Source organism: Microcystis sp. LE19-195.1E (assembly GCF_027532095.1).
Lineage (GTDB): Bacteria > Cyanobacteriota > Cyanobacteriia > Cyanobacteriales > Microcystaceae > Microcystis > Microcystis aeruginosa.
Genome location: NZ_JAPZSZ010000145.1, coordinates 1 through 15,705, shown reverse-complemented (window position 1 = coordinate 15,705; position 15,705 = coordinate 1). Strand labels below are relative to the sequence as shown.

14 protein-coding genes are annotated in these 15,705 nt (G+C 42.9%); 6 read left to right on the top strand and 8 right to left on the bottom strand.

Annotation, left to right across the window (positions count from 1 at the left end; translation table 11 throughout):
- Positions 1–4: 4 nt before the first annotated feature.
- Positions 5–586, bottom strand: coding sequence for a DUF1997 domain-containing protein (locus O9300_RS08415; RefSeq protein WP_287971222.1), 582 nt, complete (start codon positions 584–586; stop codon positions 5–7).
- 802 nt (positions 587–1,388) lie between these two features.
- Here O9300_RS08415 and O9300_RS08410 point away from each other — a divergent pair.
- A complete protein-coding gene (locus O9300_RS08410; RefSeq protein ID WP_287971221.1) occupies positions 1,389–1,844 on the top strand; it encodes a response regulator in 456 nt (151 codons plus the stop codon).
- Here O9300_RS08410 and O9300_RS08405 read toward each other — a convergent pair whose 3' ends face one another.
- Positions 1,845–2,027, bottom strand: a complete 183-nt coding sequence (locus O9300_RS08405) for a hypothetical protein (protein ID WP_002763844.1) — start codon at positions 2,025–2,027, stop codon at positions 1,845–1,847.
- Between the two features lie 294 nt (positions 2,028–2,321).
- Between O9300_RS08405 and O9300_RS08400 the strand changes: the two genes are divergently transcribed.
- The 3 genes from O9300_RS08400 to truB all read left to right on the top strand — a co-directional run bounded on the left by O9300_RS08400 (position 2,322) and on the right by truB (position 6,199).
- Positions 2,322–3,893 (top strand): hydantoinase B/oxoprolinase family protein, encoded by a 1,572-nt coding sequence (locus O9300_RS08400; protein ID WP_287971220.1) that lies wholly within the window; start codon positions 2,322–2,324, stop codon positions 3,891–3,893.
- Between the two features lie 138 nt (positions 3,894–4,031).
- Positions 4,032–5,066, top strand: coding sequence for a tRNA (adenosine(37)-N6)-threonylcarbamoyltransferase complex transferase subunit TsaD (tsaD, locus tag O9300_RS08395; RefSeq protein WP_287971218.1), 1,035 nt, complete (start codon positions 4,032–4,034; stop codon positions 5,064–5,066).
- 251 nt (positions 5,067–5,317) lie between these two features.
- Entirely contained in the window at positions 5,318–6,199 is an 882-nt protein-coding gene (truB, locus tag O9300_RS08390; RefSeq protein WP_287971229.1) for a tRNA pseudouridine(55) synthase TruB, read from the top strand.
- Between the two features lie 135 nt (positions 6,200–6,334).
- Here truB and O9300_RS08385 read toward each other — a convergent pair whose 3' ends face one another.
- From O9300_RS08385 to O9300_RS08370, 4 genes are all read right to left on the bottom strand, one after another.
- Entirely contained in the window at positions 6,335–6,607 is a 273-nt protein-coding gene (locus tag O9300_RS08385) for a winged helix-turn-helix domain-containing protein (RefSeq protein WP_147073446.1), read from the bottom strand.
- A gap of 102 nt (positions 6,608–6,709) precedes the next feature.
- Positions 6,710–7,756, bottom strand: a complete 1,047-nt coding sequence (hisC, locus tag O9300_RS08380) for a histidinol-phosphate transaminase (RefSeq protein ID WP_287971217.1) — start codon at positions 7,754–7,756, stop codon at positions 6,710–6,712.
- Positions 7,757–7,857: 101 nt separating this feature from the next.
- Positions 7,858–9,078: a (E)-4-hydroxy-3-methylbut-2-enyl-diphosphate synthase gene (gene ispG, locus O9300_RS08375; RefSeq protein WP_002798930.1), complete on the bottom strand. Its 1,221-nt coding sequence runs from the start codon at positions 9,076–9,078 to the stop codon at positions 7,858–7,860.
- Between the two features lie 34 nt (positions 9,079–9,112).
- Entirely contained in the window at positions 9,113–10,027 is a 915-nt protein-coding gene (locus tag O9300_RS08370; RefSeq protein ID WP_287971216.1) for an alpha/beta fold hydrolase, read from the bottom strand.
- A 429-nt stretch (positions 10,028–10,456) separates the two neighbouring features.
- Between O9300_RS08370 and O9300_RS08365 the strand changes: the two genes are divergently transcribed.
- Both O9300_RS08365 and lysS read left to right on the top strand, forming a co-directional pair.
- Complete coding sequence (locus O9300_RS08365; RefSeq protein ID WP_002797241.1) at positions 10,457–11,026, top strand: TIGR04376 family protein; 570 nt, start codon at positions 10,457–10,459, stop codon at positions 11,024–11,026.
- A gap of 113 nt (positions 11,027–11,139) precedes the next feature.
- Positions 11,140–12,861 (top strand): lysine--tRNA ligase, encoded by a 1,722-nt coding sequence (lysS, locus tag O9300_RS08360; protein WP_287971214.1) that lies wholly within the window; start codon positions 11,140–11,142, stop codon positions 12,859–12,861.
- Positions 12,862–13,083: 222 nt separating this feature from the next.
- Here the strand turns inward: lysS and O9300_RS08355 are convergent, their stop codons facing one another.
- Both O9300_RS08355 and O9300_RS08350 read right to left on the bottom strand, forming a co-directional pair.
- Entirely contained in the window at positions 13,084–14,730 is a 1,647-nt protein-coding gene (locus O9300_RS08355; RefSeq protein WP_287971213.1) for a DUF3685 domain-containing protein, read from the bottom strand.
- Positions 14,731–14,788: 58 nt separating this feature from the next.
- Positions 14,789–15,229: a Fur family transcriptional regulator gene (locus tag O9300_RS08350; RefSeq protein WP_002741350.1), complete on the bottom strand. Its 441-nt coding sequence runs from the start codon at positions 15,227–15,229 to the stop codon at positions 14,789–14,791.
- Positions 15,230–15,705 lie beyond the last annotated feature (476 nt).

The window sequence follows — 15,705 nt, the reverse complement described above, 5'->3', positions numbered from 1 at the left end:
TTATTTAACCAAGGGAGAGATCGAGAATGGTTTCGGGGTAATTTTGGGCAATAATGTCCTGTTTGGCCCATTGTTGGTAATCTTGCAACAATTGACTCATTAAACGCTGTTTAATCCGCAATAAAACCCCTTTTAAGAGGCTATTGCCGGCGATTTCTAACAGCGGACGCGGGGTTAACCATAATGGCGGTGGTAGGGCAACTTTCACCTCAAGATTGGCTTTCCCCGCTAGATAGGTTTGATTATTTTTTTCCACAGGAGCGAGTTTGCCTTTAACATTGAGGCTAAAGCGATCGTTGATATAATCAATACCTTTGATCTGACAGTCTTCTGATTGCAAAAATATCGTCCCCCCAGAGGTGGCCCAGACATTGAGAATAACCGTGGGCTGAAAATAGTACATATTCAAGAAGTTTAGGGGACGCATTTTTAGGCGAAACCGATTCTCAGACAGGTGTTCTGTTAAGCTAGTCTCAACGATAGCCTGTACTAATCTTTGCGGTTGGCGCAGATAATGCTGAATCGGGATGGTTTGTTCGGCAACAACAATTTCTAGGGATTCGGCAGCGGTAAAAGTTACTTCCATAAGTTGGCTATCTTAAATTTGTCTCCCTTCTTAATTTTACTTTACAAAACTTATACTTTTCGACGGTCCAGATGTAGAAATTTTACCGCTAAGAGGGGACACAAACCAGATTTTTGCCCAAAGTTAGGCTTTTTTCAGTGATCAGTGATCAGTGGGGGGTTTTAAGTAAACAGTGGGGGAGAAGGGGAATTATGAATTATGAATTATGAAGTGGGAAGAATAAATAAAAATAATCTCCTGACTCGGAGAATTCTAGCCCAATGGTAGATGTTGGATTTTTACAGGAGTTCTATTTTCCGACAAAGATAAGCAAAAATTATCTATTGACTCCAACAGCTTGAGAATATTTAAATTAACATTCCGCAATATTTACAAATTCTTAAGAATTAATTGAGAAAGATTTTTATTTAACAACGATGTTGTAATGGTTACAGCGATTTGATATAATTTCATGGTGGGTTACTTTGTGCTTTTTTGGGCAGCAATGGTTGAAACCCTTGCCACACCTACAAGGTGATCCTAATTAAAACGGGTAAATTAGTCAATTTCACCGACAACGACGATCTTTTTTTTGTGTAGTTTTATTGCAAAGAAAAAGTTTTTTTGACAAAAAGCACAAAGTGTGATATGAACGAACGTATTTCTGGCTGCCAGTAGTTATTGCAGAGTGGGAGTTGGGGAGAAGGGAGAAGAGCAAAGAGAGAAGAGAGTGGGGGAATTATAAATTATGAATTGGGGAGATGGGTGATGGGGTGATGGGAAGTGTCGTGAAGTTAAGTCCAAAAGATCAACAGGCTCTACAATGATAACAAGTGAGACCTCTAGGGAAAGGAAAATAATCATGAAGCCGATAGACCTAATTAAAGTCTTGATTGCCGACGATCACGATCTAACTTGTTTAGGACTCAAGACTTTAATTTCCCAGCAGCCGCATTGTCAGGTGGTGGGAATTGCTGTTAATGGTCAACAGGCTATCGCATTGGCGAAAATTTATCAACCAGATGTAATTATTTTAGATGTACAGATGCCTGTCTTAAATGGACACAGTGCCGCTATTCAGATCAAACAATTCGACCCTTATGTCCGCATTATCGCCCATAGTTCCTTGGCAAATCTTCCAATGGAAAAAAATCATCAAACTACAGCCTTTGATCTATACTGCCCTAAAGATATATCTTCCCAAGATCTGATCAAAGCGATCGATGACTTGGGAAAATTAGCACAATCGGACAAATCTCAATTCCGTCGGGTCGGATAGTTAACTAAGTTTTTCTTCAGGAAAAGTTGCTTGAAACTCATCGAGTAATTCATCCAACTCCTCAAGAGCTTGATTAACATCTAATCTCAGACCCCCAATGTCGGGTTTATCGCGCAATTGCAGTAAATAATCCCGTTTATTGGCCATTTGTTGCACTTTATCGATCAAGCTGGTTTTATCCATAATTCACCCTCTGGTACTGACTGCGATTATATATCAGTCAGCCCCTATCAGTGAACAGTGATCGGTGAACAGTGAACAGCCAGTGATCACCAGTAAGCTGTTGACTATCTAAATTACTCGTTAAGATTGCAGGGGAGCGCCAGAGCCGCGGAGCAGGGAGAGGCAGTTTGAGCATTTGTACTAAAATTTCCAATTAAATTCAGTACAGCTTAACTGATAACTAATCACTGATAACTGATAACTGATAACTGATAACTGATAACTGATAACTGATAACTGATAACTGACTTTCCTATGTCCCCTCTCAATTCTCACCGCTCAGAAATAACTACCGTTGCCGATCCTATTTATTTAGAAATCTTTAAAAATCTCTATCAATTTATTGCCGAAGAAATGGGGATTACTCTCCAAAATACGGCAGCAAGTGTCAATATTAAAGAGCGCCTAGACTTCTCCTGTGCTATCTTTGATGAGGTAGGAAATTTAATCGCCAATGCTCCTCATATTCCCGTCCATTTAGGCTCTATGGCCGATAGTGTCAAAAGCTTAATTCAGGATAAAGGGGAGACGATTCGTCCAGGGAATGTTTATCTGGCTAATAATCCTTATAATGGCGGTACTCACCTGCCGGATGTCACAGTAATTAGTCCTATTTTTGACCGCCAAAATCAGGAAATATTATTTTATCTTGCCTCCCGGGGACATCAAGCTGATATCGGTGGAATTACCCCCGGTTCTATGCCTCCCCATTCTGTCCATATTAGCGAAGAAGGAATTTTATTCGATAATTTTTTGCTGGTAGCGGCGGGACAGTTTCGGGAACAAGAATTAATTAATCACTTAACTAATAGTCCTTTTCCTGCACGCAATATCGCCCAAAATATTGCCGATTTTCAGGCACAAATAGCCGCTAATGCCAAGGGGGAAAAAGAATTACATAATATGGTTAATCGCTACGGATTAGCTATGGTTAAAGCCTATCAACAGTTCGTTCAAGATAATGCGGAATTAGCAGTTAGAAAAGCTATATCTGTCTTAAAAGATGGCGAATTTACTTATTATCTGGATAACGGTGCTGTCATCAAGGTCAGAATTAGCATAGATATTGATAATTGTCAAGCAACCATCGATTTTACTGGCACATCTGACCAGTTAAATAATAATTTTAATGCACCCCTAGCAGTGACAAGAGCGGCGGTTTTATACGTTTTTCGTACCCTTGTGGAGGAGGCAATCCCTTTAAATGCTGGCTGTTTCAAACCCCTCCATTTAATTATCCCGTCTGGCTGTTTTCTTAATCCCGTTTATCCAGCGGCCGTAGTAGCAGGAAATGTAGAAACTTCCCAGGCAATAGTTAATACTTTATACGGTGCTTTAGGCATTCAAGCAGCCAGCCAAGGGACGATGAATAATTTCACTTTTGGCAATCAAGAATATCAATATTATGAGACTATTTGTGGCGGTTCTGGTGCGGGGGCAAATTTTGCGGGAACCGCTGCCGTGCAAACCCAGATGACTAATTCCCGTCTCACCGATCCAGAAGTATTAGAAATGCGCTATCCTGTGTTAGTAGAAAGTTTTAGCATTCGCCACGATAGTGGCGGCAGGGGACAATATTCTGGAGGTGATGGTGTGATTAGAAGAATTAAATTTCAAGAGGCTATGACCGCCAATATTTTATCGGGTAATCGCCTGATTCCCCCCTTTGGACTAGCGGGAGGAAAAGCTGGTAAAATAGGACGTAATGCCGTGGAAAGAAACGATGGAACTATCGAAGAATTGCCCGGTACTGCGACTGTAGAAATGAACCTTGGTGATATTTTTATTATTGAAACTCCCGGCGGTGGTGGCTATGGAAATTGCTGAACGATAACTTTAATTTTAATTAAGTACCTAAGCAAAATTAAGTAAGTGGTTATAATTAAATTAAAGATGGATCCGCCCTTAATCCCCCCTTAATCCCCCCTTAATAAGGGGGGTGTCTGACGATTTACTGATTAAATCATGACAATTATCTTAGCGATCGAAACCAGTTGCGATGAAACGGCTGTGGCTATTGTTAACAATAACCTGGTGTTGAGTAGTGTGGTTTCTTCTCAAATTGATCTCCATCGTCTCTATGGCGGTGTTGTGCCGGAAATGGCCTCCCGACAACACCTAGAAACCATTAATTTTTGTCTAGAAAAAGCTTGGCAAGAAACGGGGTTAAATTGGTCAGAAATTGATGGAATAGCCGCCACAGTTGCCCCCGGTTTAGTAGGTGCTTTAATGGTGGGAATGACGGCGGCTAAAACCCTGGCTATTGTCCACGATAAACCCTTTATCGGCATTCATCATCTCGAAGGTCATATCTATGCTTCCTATCTCGCTGAATCTGATCTTAAACCTCCTTTTTTATCTCTTTTAGTCTCTGGGGGTCATACCAGTTTAATCCATGTGCAGGCCTGCGGCAAATATCAACAATTAGGAACCACTAGAGATGATGCAGCCGGAGAAGCTTTTGATAAAGTGGCACGATTATTAAACTTAAGTTATCCCGGTGGTCCGATAATCGATCGCATGGCTAAAGATGGTAATCCGCAAGCTTTTCCCTTGCCTGAGGGTAAAATATCTTTACCAACCGGCGGTTTTCATGCCTACGATTCCAGTTTTAGTGGTTTAAAAACTGCTGTTTTGCGCTTAGTAGAGAAATTCGAGCCAGATAATTTACCTGTAGCTGACATAGCCGCTAGTTTTCAAGATACGGTAGCCAGAAGTTTAACCCGTCGGACAATTAATTGTGCCTTAGATTATGGCTTAAAAACTATTGCGATCGGGGGAGGAGTTGCGGCCAATAGTGCCTTAAGAAATCATCTGGAAACTGCCGCCAAAAATCATCATTTAACCGTCTATTTTCCGCCGCTTAAACTCTGTACCGATAACGCCGCTATGATTGCTTGCGCTGCCGTTGATCATTATGATCTTGGTCATTTTTCTGACCTTTCTCTCGGTGTTCGTTCCCGTTTACCTTTAAGCGAAGTTATGCAATTATATAAGTAGGGTTTGCGGCAAAAGGTTTTCGGTGGGGGCAGGGTGTGGGGTGTAGGGTGTAGGGTGTAGGGTTTTAACTATTTTCAGCATGAAGCCCAACGCCGGATCATGTTACGCTACCGCTAACCCATCCTATAAATAATTGCGCCTCCCTACTTAATACGTCAGATTTTTAGATATCAGCCGTCAGTATTCAGTATTCAGAATTGAGGAGATTGCTTTTATCTATTCTCCCCATCACCCCATCACCCCACTTCATAATGTTTGGCTTTTTAAATCTCAATAAACCCCCCGATTGGACTTCTCACGATTGCGTGGCCAAAGTCCGAAAAATTCTTAAGACAAAACGAGTCGGCCATGGCGGAACTTTAGATCCTATGGCTACGGGAGTTTTACCGATCGCCGTCGGGGCTGCCACCCGATTACTGGCCTATTTACCCGAAAATAAGGCTTATCGGGCAAAAATCCAGTTAGGACTCAGCACCGATACCGATGATATTACGGGAAAAGCGATCGCTACTTGTCCCTGTGCCGATTTAACTTTAGAGGCAGTTAAGCCCCATTTAGCGGAATTTATCGGCAATATTGCCCAGATTCCGCCGATGTATAGTGCTATTCACAAGGATGGTCGCCGTCTCTACGAATTGGCGCGCAAAGGGGAAATAATCGCAGTGGAGCCTCGTCAGGTCAAAATTGACCAAATTACGGTTTTAGGCTGGTTAGAGGGCGAATTTCCGCAAATAGAGCTAGATATTCACTGTGGTTCGGGGACTTATATCCGTTCCCTGGCCAGAGATTTGGGCAAGGTGTTAGCTGTCGGTGGCACTTTAGCCAGTTTAACGCGCACGGAAAGCTGTGGTTTTCAGTTAGCCGATAGTATTAATCTCGAAGCTTTAAGGGCTAATTCCGAGGGTTTAATTTCGCCTCGCATTGCCTTGGCGCATCTAGACTGGATTTCTTTCACACCAGAGAGAGTTATCGATTGGTTTCACGGCAGAAAAATTAATCTAACCGATGCAAATGTTATGATTGGTTCTCTGGTTGCCGTCGAGTCTTTAGAAGCTCAATTTCTCGGCATTGCTGAGATAGTTGTCAGAGAAGATGAATACTACCTACAGCCTAAAATAGTTATTCAGCAATAGGGTTAATAATTAGGGTCTGCTGAAAAAGTTTTTCGTGGGGACAGGGTGTGGGGTGTGGGGTGTGGGGTGTGGGGAGAATAAATAAAATAATCTCCTATCTCCTGACTCCTGACGACCGACTACTGACTCCTAACCCTAACAACAGTTTTTGATTTTTACAAGAGGTCTAGTATAAACCCACTGATTATGATTTTTTCTGGCCACGACTTTTTTAGAAGCGACCAAAGATTTTAGACAAAGATTGAGCATAGAAACGGGACGATTTAAGCGCTCACTCAATTCTTGAACTGTGATTCCTTGAGGATAAAATTGCATAAGTTCAAAAATTTGTGCGCTAGTATTTAGTCCTTTTGTCGGACTAATAATCTTGATAGCCAAGGCTAGTAATCGGGAGAAACGACAGGCCATTAGACCCTTGTTTGTCGCTGCTTTGTTCCGATCAATCTAGCCTTTTTTTTCAAGAAGTTATCAGGGTTTAAAGTGCTAATAAAACCTTGACGGAAATAGAGATTAATTTGTTCCCATAATCTCTTGAATAGCAGATAAAAGGCGATCAATCTCCCCATCGGTCCCGATAGAAATCCGCACATAATTCTGAATGCGAGGATGTTTAAAATATCGCACTAATATCTGACGCTCTTTGAGTTGATTATATAACTCACTGGCACTAATCTGGGGGGGAGAAGCGAGGATAAAATTAGCTTCCGAGTCAAAAACAATAAATCCCAACTCGCGCAGAGAAGTAATTAAACGGCCGCGGGTTTGACGGACTTTTTGCCAAACTTGCTCAAAATAATTATGGTGTTTTAAAGCTGCTGTGGCTAAAGTTTGAGCGATGCGATCTAAATTATAGGAATCACGCACCTTATCCATCTGTTCGATAATGGCCCTGGAAGCAAACCCGAAACCGACTCTTAACCCCGCTAAACTATAACTTTTCGACATGGTACGACTAATGATGACATTATCGTAACGGGAGAGAAAATCGAGATGATTGTCATCACTAAAATCCACATAAGCTTCATCAATTAATACCAATCCCGAGGCATTAGCACAGGTTGCTTCTAAATAGTCGCGATCAAGATGTTTACCGAGGGGAGGATTAGGGGAAGCCAGAAAAATTAATTTAGCTTCCGGACAAATAATCGGTCCTTCTAATGCAAATTTATCATTAGTGGGAAATTCGATAATATTTGCCCCGTGTACCCGGGCAATTGTCTCGTAAAGGGAATAGGTTAAATCTAAAAAAGCGACGCTTTCGCAAGGGTTAACAAAAGTTCGCAGGGCGATATTAAGTATATCATCGGAGCCATTACCCGCGATTATCTGATCGGCTGCTATGCCGTATAATTCCGCCGCCGTTTGCCGTAACTCTTTGGAGATAGGATCGGGATAGAGTCGGACTTTCTCTAATTGCTCTTGCAAGTGGGCAAAAATTTCCGCCGGTGGGGGATAGGGATTCTCATTGGTGTTAAGTTTGGTAAATCCCGCGCTTTGGGGCTGTTCTCCCGGAGTGTAGGCGGGGGTTTGACGAACACAATCGCGTGTAGGTAGCATGGACTCTCTGGGGCGGCAATTTCTAGCAAGTCTTCTATTGTAACAAATCCTCGCCGTTGATCGGGGGTTGAATAGATGTCAACCCCTACCGGTAAAACTAATTAAGGTTCTACCCAACGGCCATCGGCTTTAATTAAATTAATCAACTCGCTTACACCTTCACTTTCGGGGACGCGTTTAATTTCCTCGCGACCGCGATAAAGGGAGATATAACCGGCCTGTTTCCCCACATAACCATAGTCTGCGTCGGCCATTTCTCCCGGTCCGTTGACAATACAACCCATAACGGCGATATCGAGTCCAGTGAGGTGTTGAGTCGCTGCGCGCACTTGCTGCAGGACATCTTCTAAATTAAAAAGAGTGCGACCACAGGAAGGACAGGCGACGTATTCGACCATGGTTTTCCGCAGTCCCAGGGCCTGGAGAATGCTGTAACAGACGGGAATTTCCTTTTCGGGAGCTTCCGTCAGAGAAACGCGAATCGTATCACCAATACCGTCCGCTAAGAGAGTGGCAATCCCGGCAGTGGATTTAATTCGTCCGTATTCCCCATCTCCTGCTTCAGTAACACCCAAATGCAGGGGATAATCCATACCCAACTCGTCCATGCGCTTAACCATGAGACGATAGGCGGCTACCATAACTGGCACGCGGGAAGCTTTCAGGGAAACGACCAGATTGCGAAAATCGAGGGATTCGCAGATGCGGATAAATTCTAAAGCCGACTGTACCATTCCTTCGGGGGTGTCGCCGTAGGTAAAGAGCATTCTTTCGGCCAGAGAACCGTGGTTAACGCCGATTCGCATCGCTTTATCTTGATCTCGCAGGGAAACTACTAAAGGTTTCAGAGTTTCGGCTATTTTTTCGCCAATTTCATCAAATTCTGCTTGACTATACTCGCTGCGGTCGGCTTTCGGTTTCTCGAAAACGTACAAACCGGGGTTAATCCGCACTTTATCGACGTGCTTGGCCACTTCTAGGGCGATTTTCATGCCGTTGTGATGTACATCGGCTACTAACGGCACAGGTTGATAGGTGGCGAGCAGTTTTTCCCTAATTTTAGCTAAAGCGGTGGCGTGAACCAGACTCGGCACGGTGACGCGGACAATTTCACAGCCGATTTCATGGAGGCGACGGATACCTGCCACGGAACCATCTATATCAAGGGTATCCTCGTTAATCATCGACTGCACGACCACGGGATGACCACCACCGATGGTAACGCTACCTACCTGGACGGGACGGGTTTTGCGCCGGTGAATCGTGGTGTCGAATTCGGAGGCAGTTGCGGGAGGGTTGAGCGTCGATTCCAAGGTTTGCATAGGACTATCACCAACAATCACTCTCCCTATTCTCTCAAAGAACAGGAACAGATTCTAGCCACTCTAATAAAATTGGGTTAAAACGGTCAGGACATTCATCCTGTAAACAATGACCGGCCCGTTCAAATTCTACATATTTAATCCTAGGATTAAGGGAGACAAAACCCTGAGCTAACTGGACGGGAACCATCCGATCTTGCTTGCCCCAACACAATAAAATCGGGATTTGTAAGCGTGGTAAAATTAACTTTGCCGGTGGACAATATTCGGGATGATTGACAGCTTGCGCTAGGGAAATAAACGCCTCGGCTGCCCCCTCATCTAGGGTTGGGGCGGCGATAATTTGTACTAATTCGTCGCTAACTGCTTTCTTGTCTTCGTAGGCGATTCCTGTCCATTTTTTCAAGACTTGCGGACGACGCAGATAGTAAAAAATCGGTTTTAATAGCCAAGGAGAAGTGAAAAAATTTTCGATGGGAGTGACGATATTTAATAACCAATCGGCGATCATTTCCCGCCGACGGCTGACATCGGGTAAACTGAGCATAACTAATCCGGCTACCATTTCTGGGTATTTACCCGCTAGGGCCATACTAACTAAAGAACCGATCGAATTTCCCACTAATACCACCGGTCTATTCATAAAAGTTTGCCAGAAATCGTGTATTTGTTCCACCCAGAGATTAACGGTATAGGGAACCTGTACTTTGCGCGAACCACCAAAACCTAATAAATCTACTGCGTAAACTCGATGATTTTGGCTGAGAATAGGAATATTATGGCGCCAATGTTCGATCGCCGCTCCAAATCCATGCAGTAAAATTAAAGGGGGTTTATCGGCATCTTGGGGGTTTTTTGCCGGCATAAAACTATAACGAATCTGCCAACCGCGCCACACCCAATCCCGTTGATAACCGATGCGTTCTGTCCAAGCTGGTGAAGTTGTCACTTAAGTCAAACAATTAAGAGGTTTTCAGGAAATATTACTCTAGTTTGATTATACTGGTTTCCCCGTCCCTAACCGGCAGCCGAATAACATCTTTGTACTACTTTTACCAAATATATTTAGGGTTTGCTGAATAAATCTAAAAACCTTGTTGGGTAAACCTTTTAGACTTTTTGTCAATCAAAAAGTACCAGGCATGGGAGTGATCAGGGGGAAAATTCAGGTACTTTTTCCCTGAAAATTAGGTAATTGGCCACTTCAAAACCGGTAAAACCCCACACCCCACACCCCACACCCCACACCCTGCCACCACCGAAAAACTTTTTCAGCAGACCCTATTTAAACCGAGGGTTGATCTAGCCTATGCTAAAAAGAGGGGGATTAAAATCGATCGCTCCTAGACTTTAATTGAAAATTTAGGATATTGCACAGATGGGCAATCTATTTGATGATGTCAGTCGCTTTCTTGAAACCCAACTGGAAGAATTTCTCAGAAGTCATCCCCAATTAGAATTACAGGCGCTGGTGGAACAACTGCGCGAACAGGAGCGCGATACTGCTAAACTGATTAGCGCCCTAGAAAATGAGCGTCAACGTCTCGAACAGCAAATTTTGGCCACTGCCCAAGATATCCAAACTTGGCACGCTAGAATTGATAAGGCTAAGGCCGCTGGACGGCAGGACTTGCTTAAGGCTGCTAGTGAACGCGAGGCGGCCCTATTTCGTCAGGGTAATCAACTTTGGGGACGGATGGAAGGGGTGAAAAAACGTCTGAGTCAATCCCAAGAGTTACTGCAACAGGTCCAACAACGTCGTCAAGAAGTGCAAATTAAAGCCGAAAAAGCCCCTAAAAATCAGTCCCGTGACTGGGAAACCACTTTTTGGGATCAACCCCAAGAATCGGACTATCAGCGCTCGAACTACGATAATCTCGATCTAAAATTTAAAGAATGGGAAATGGAAGAAGAATTGAAAAAATTAAAGCGAGAAATGGGACGATAATTTTTCAGTGAGCAGTGAACAGTAAACAGTAAACTGATAACTGATAACTGATAACTGATAACTGAAATCCCCAACACCTATAAATCCCCCAGAATTGTTCCTCTTAGAAAACGATGGCATCTCAAGCACAAAATCCTGAAAATCAACCCTCCTCTACCCTCGAAGAAATCCGGTCCGCTCGTTTAGAAAAAGTGGCAGGATTGCAAAAAGCTGGCTTAAATCCCTACGCTTACCAGTGGAAATCTACCGCTCACGCTCAACAATTACAGGAGCAGTACGCTGACTTAGCCCCGGGGGAAGAAATTAGCGTCGAAGTAGCCATTGCTGGTCGGATTATTGCCCGAAGAATTATGGGTAAACTAGCCTTTTTTAACCTGCAAGATGAAACGGGAACGATTCAATTATACCTCGATAAAAAACGCATTAGTGAAACCATGGCCGCTGTGCCGAATGCCTTTAACACGGTGATTAAACTGACCGATACGGGCGATATTTTAGGAGCAAAAGGCACAATTAAACGCACAGAACGCGGGGAATTATCTATCTATGTAAACGAGTACGAAATTCTCACCAAATCCCTCTTACCTCTCCCGGATAAATGGCACGGTTTAACCGATGTAGAAAAACGTTATCGACAAAGATATGTGGATTTAATTGTTAATCCGGAAGTGCGACAAACTTTTCGCCGTCGCGCCCAAATTACCGCTGCCATTCGCAGATATTTAGACCAAGAAGGTTTTATTGAAATTGAAACTCCCGTGCTACAAAGTGAAGCGGGAGGAGCCGATGCTAGACCGTTTATCACCTATCATAATACGCTGGAGATGGAGTTATATCTCCGCATTGCCACCGAGTTACATCTAAAAAGATTAATAGTGGGTGGTTTTGAAAAAGTCTTCGAGTTAGGCAGAATTTTTCGCAATGAAGGGGTTTCTACTAAACATAACCCCGAGTTTACTTCCATCGAAATCTATCAGGCCTACGCCGATTATTATGACATGATGGAGTTAACCGAAAACATTATTGTTAACGTTGCACAAGATGTTTTAGGTACGCTGAAAATCACCTATCAAGACAGGGAAATTGACCTAACTCCTCCTTGGCGACGAGTGACCATGCACGAATTAGTCCAAGAAATAACTGGGGTTGACTTGAATAGTTTTGAGGATTTCGAGTCGGCTCGTATTGCCGCAGAAAATGCCGGCATTGGCGTTCCAGAGGACTGTAAAACCATCGGTAAGCTCTTAAATGAAGCTTTTGAACAAAAAGTCGAAGAAACCCTAATACAGCCCACTTTTGTGCTAGATTTTCCCGTGGAAATTTCGCCTTTAGCTAAACCTCATCGCTCAAAAACTGACCTCGTAGAAAGATTTGAATTATATGTGGTTGGACGGGAATTAGCTAATAGTTTTTCTGAGTTAACCGATCCCATCGATCAACGGCAAAGATTAGAAGCACAGGCACTCAAAAAAGCGGCCGGCGATTTGGAAGCGCAGGGAGTTGATGAGGACTTTTTAACCGCTTTAGAATACGGAATGCCCCCCACGGGAGGCTTAGGAATTGGCATCGATCGCCTGATCATGTTATTAACCGATTCTGCCAGTATTCGCGATGTGATTGCTTTCCCCTTATTAAAAAGTCAAAGTACAGCGATTAAATCTTTTGACTACGATCAGGAAAAAAAAATTCTGAAAGTGGAATTTAATCACGGTGGTATCTATCTTTACCATGATCTACCTTTGGCAGTATATAAAGATTTTCAGTCCGCACCATCGAAAGGACAGTTTTTTGTCGGACAAATTCGCGATAAATACAGTTTTGACAAGGAATTGTAAAAGTTACTGTCACTTCAGTTAAGTAGATAGGTGTTAAAAGTTGTCAGACACCCCCCTTATCAAGGGGGCAGGGTAGGGTTGATTCATGAATCAACCCTACTATGAATCAACCCTACTATGAATCAACCCTAGGGGCAGTGGGGATCAGAGGCAAAATCCATCTTCAATTTAATTATAACTACTTCAGTTATCAGTTATCAGTTATCAGTTATCAGTCATAATTCATGATCCCTTTTTACCCTTGACTTCCTGCCAAGTGTTACCGACTCCCTGTAAAACCCCGCGAACTACTAAACCAATACCGCGACCGATAACTTGGATAAGAATATAGACTACTCCCTTACCCACCACCCGAAAAAAAGCGCGTAAACGAGGAGATAAAGAGTCTCTTAATTCTAAGGCGATCGAAACTAACCAGGGTATGCCTGTTAAACTATTTAATTCTTCCTGTCGAGGGGAATAAATGGCTAGAGATTGGATTTCTCCCTCGCTATAGTGAAATAATTGATATTGACTTTCAAAGATATCTTTGGGGTCTTGCCAGTATTGTTGCCGTCGGTATTTCCAAGATAATTCATTGCGGATTTTAGCTAATTTTCTGGCGATGAGAAATTCTGAACGGTAAAGTTTTTGTTTGATTCTTTCCGATTCCGAGAAGTTATTGAGAATAATTACTGTCACTGCATTGGCAAGATTATGAATGAGATTTTGCAGCAGAATTTCGGCTCTGGCGATGGTTTCAGGAGCATTAGCTCGGTATCCTACTCCGTCAATAGTTAAACTATTTTCGTACACTAAATAGGAAAATAAGTCAAGAGTAAAAGGAATTTTATTGAGGATTTCTGTTTGAATTGCCTCTCTTTCTTCCAGAATAATTTCGTTAAGTCTGCTTTTACTAATTTCGTCAGAAACCGAGCCATTAATTTCTAAAAATTTACGGGTAACTTTCTCCCAGATATCATAAATAATCAGATTTAAGCGACTGGTTAATTCCCCACTGCTAACCTGTAAATATCTCATTTCATCGACATTTTTGCGAATTTCATCGAGAACTAAATACAATAATTCCCGTTGCCGATTATCCTGTAAAACATCAATTTCAAAACTAATCTTGGTTCTATTAATTAAAGGCGATCGAATGACCGCTAAAGTGGACTCAAAAACCGCCGAAACACAGAGGGGACGCTCGCGGCTTAAAATTGGTAATTCCCGATCGATATTGTTAATTATTACCGGGGGTGTGACTGAAGCTGAATTGTAATAGCTACCTTCCAGGGGAATTAGTTTTCTCACTAGCCATAGAGCTGCTAAGAGTTCTCGTTTTCTTCCCTGCCAGTAAAAGCGATCAAAGCCGGATAAAGACTGTTGATTGAGGTGGAGATCAATTAAATGTAATTCACTTTCGATGCGATTTAATCCCGTTTTGCCAGCACTGATTAACCAATGACTAGGAGCTAAACTTGCACGGGTAGCAATGGTGAGAGGAGAAGGGACAACATCATGGGATTCATCCCGGGAAATTTGCCCTAAAATAGTGATAAATTGCTCTAGGTTTGTGCCTTTGGGAATATAACCAGCGATGCCTAATTCTCTGGCGATTAGTTGCTGCCTGGAATCGAGAGGAAAGGTTAATAGAACAATTTTACTTTCAGGATAGCGAGAGTGGAGAATTTCACAGTAAGACCAATCAAAGAGAGGATCAATAATAATAATTTCGGGGGCCGGATTAAGAGTCAAAGCGAAAATTGTTTCTAAATCCCCTTCGGTGACGATACTAATATTTTCTATCTGCGACAAAGCCTGCACCAGACCCAAGCGGAAAATCGGGTCATTATCGATGATAATTAGGGTGAGAGGGCGATCGATCACAAGAGTGGCAGCCTGTCAACGGATACTATTCACAGGGTCAATTATACAGTGATCTGGCTCATTTGTTTTGTTTATAGCCATAGAAATCGATGCGATAATCGGTAATTTTTACCCCCGTCGATGCCTCGACTTGTTTAATTAATTCCGGGGGAAGTTGGATATGCACATCGATGATTTCTTGACTGTCCAGACAATTGATGTGACTGTGGGAATCGCTGATGTTGCCGTAGAGTCTGCCATCCCAGCGTTCCACAGATTCGATAATGCCTTGACCGGATAGAGCCTCTAGGTTTTGGTACACTGAGGTATGACCGATGTTCTTTCCTTGCAGATTGAGACGATCATAAATTTCTCGCGCTGATAGGTGTTCCTGCGCTTGCCACAGCAATTCTAAAATATAGCGACGCTGACGACTAACCCGCATTCCTAAAGTTTGACACCTTTCGATCGCATCTTCTAAACACCGGATCGGTTTTTGTTTTACCTCCAAATTGTCCATAGTTGTATCCGTTGACCTCCGCCCTAATACATAGTCATTACCAGTTTAGCTTAGTCTTTCGATCGATGTCCACATTGCCCCAGTTTTTAGCCCCTCTTCAAACTGAGATAAAAAATCAGCAGCGCCAGATTTGAGTAGATTTGCGGGCGAATGAGTGAAACCAACCACTCCAGACACAAAGGACACAAAGATCGATCGCTACTATATAAGTTACACCGATCACACAAAGAATAAGAGAACCAACCATTTACTTATCTATATAGGGTTTGCTGAATAAATTTGAAATGTAGGCAAAGTAAGGGTTTTGGGGCTTTACGAGCGAAACAGGTGCAAGATTTTGAGAGAATCGTCGTTCAAAACCTTGCGTCTTCATCGGCCCGCGTCCTGTAGGGGCGAAGCATTCGGGCAATAACCTATCGGTGAAAACGTAGATTTTCTATCCGAATGCTTCGCCCGTACTTATTCAGCAAACCCTA

Bases quoted from the DNA above. Each gene is read 5' to 3' on its own strand.
- O9300_RS08415 (WP_287971222.1), bottom strand. From the start codon at position 586: ATGGAAGTAACTTTTACCGCTGCCGAATCCCTAGAAATTGTTGTTGCC.
- O9300_RS08410 (WP_287971221.1), top strand. From the start codon at position 1,389: ATGATAACAAGTGAGACCTCTAGGGAAAGGAAAATAATCATGAAGCCG.
- O9300_RS08405 (WP_002763844.1), bottom strand. From the start codon at position 2,027: ATGGATAAAACCAGCTTGATCGATAAAGTGCAACAAATGGCCAATAAA.
- O9300_RS08400 (WP_287971220.1), top strand. From the start codon at position 2,322: ATGTCCCCTCTCAATTCTCACCGCTCAGAAATAACTACCGTTGCCGAT.
- tsaD (WP_287971218.1), top strand. From the start codon at position 4,032: ATGACAATTATCTTAGCGATCGAAACCAGTTGCGATGAAACGGCTGTG.
- truB (WP_287971229.1), top strand. From the start codon at position 5,318: ATGTTTGGCTTTTTAAATCTCAATAAACCCCCCGATTGGACTTCTCAC.
- O9300_RS08385 (WP_147073446.1), bottom strand. From the start codon at position 6,607: ATGGCCTGTCGTTTCTCCCGATTACTAGCCTTGGCTATCAAGATTATT.
- hisC (WP_287971217.1), bottom strand. From the start codon at position 7,756: ATGCTACCTACACGCGATTGTGTTCGTCAAACCCCCGCCTACACTCCG.
- ispG (WP_002798930.1), bottom strand. From the start codon at position 9,078: ATGCAAACCTTGGAATCGACGCTCAACCCTCCCGCAACTGCCTCCGAA.
- O9300_RS08365 (WP_002797241.1), top strand. From the start codon at position 10,457: ATGGGCAATCTATTTGATGATGTCAGTCGCTTTCTTGAAACCCAACTG.
- lysS (WP_287971214.1), top strand. From the start codon at position 11,140: ATGGCATCTCAAGCACAAAATCCTGAAAATCAACCCTCCTCTACCCTC.
- O9300_RS08350 (WP_002741350.1), bottom strand. From the start codon at position 15,229: ATGGACAATTTGGAGGTAAAACAAAAACCGATCCGGTGTTTAGAAGAT.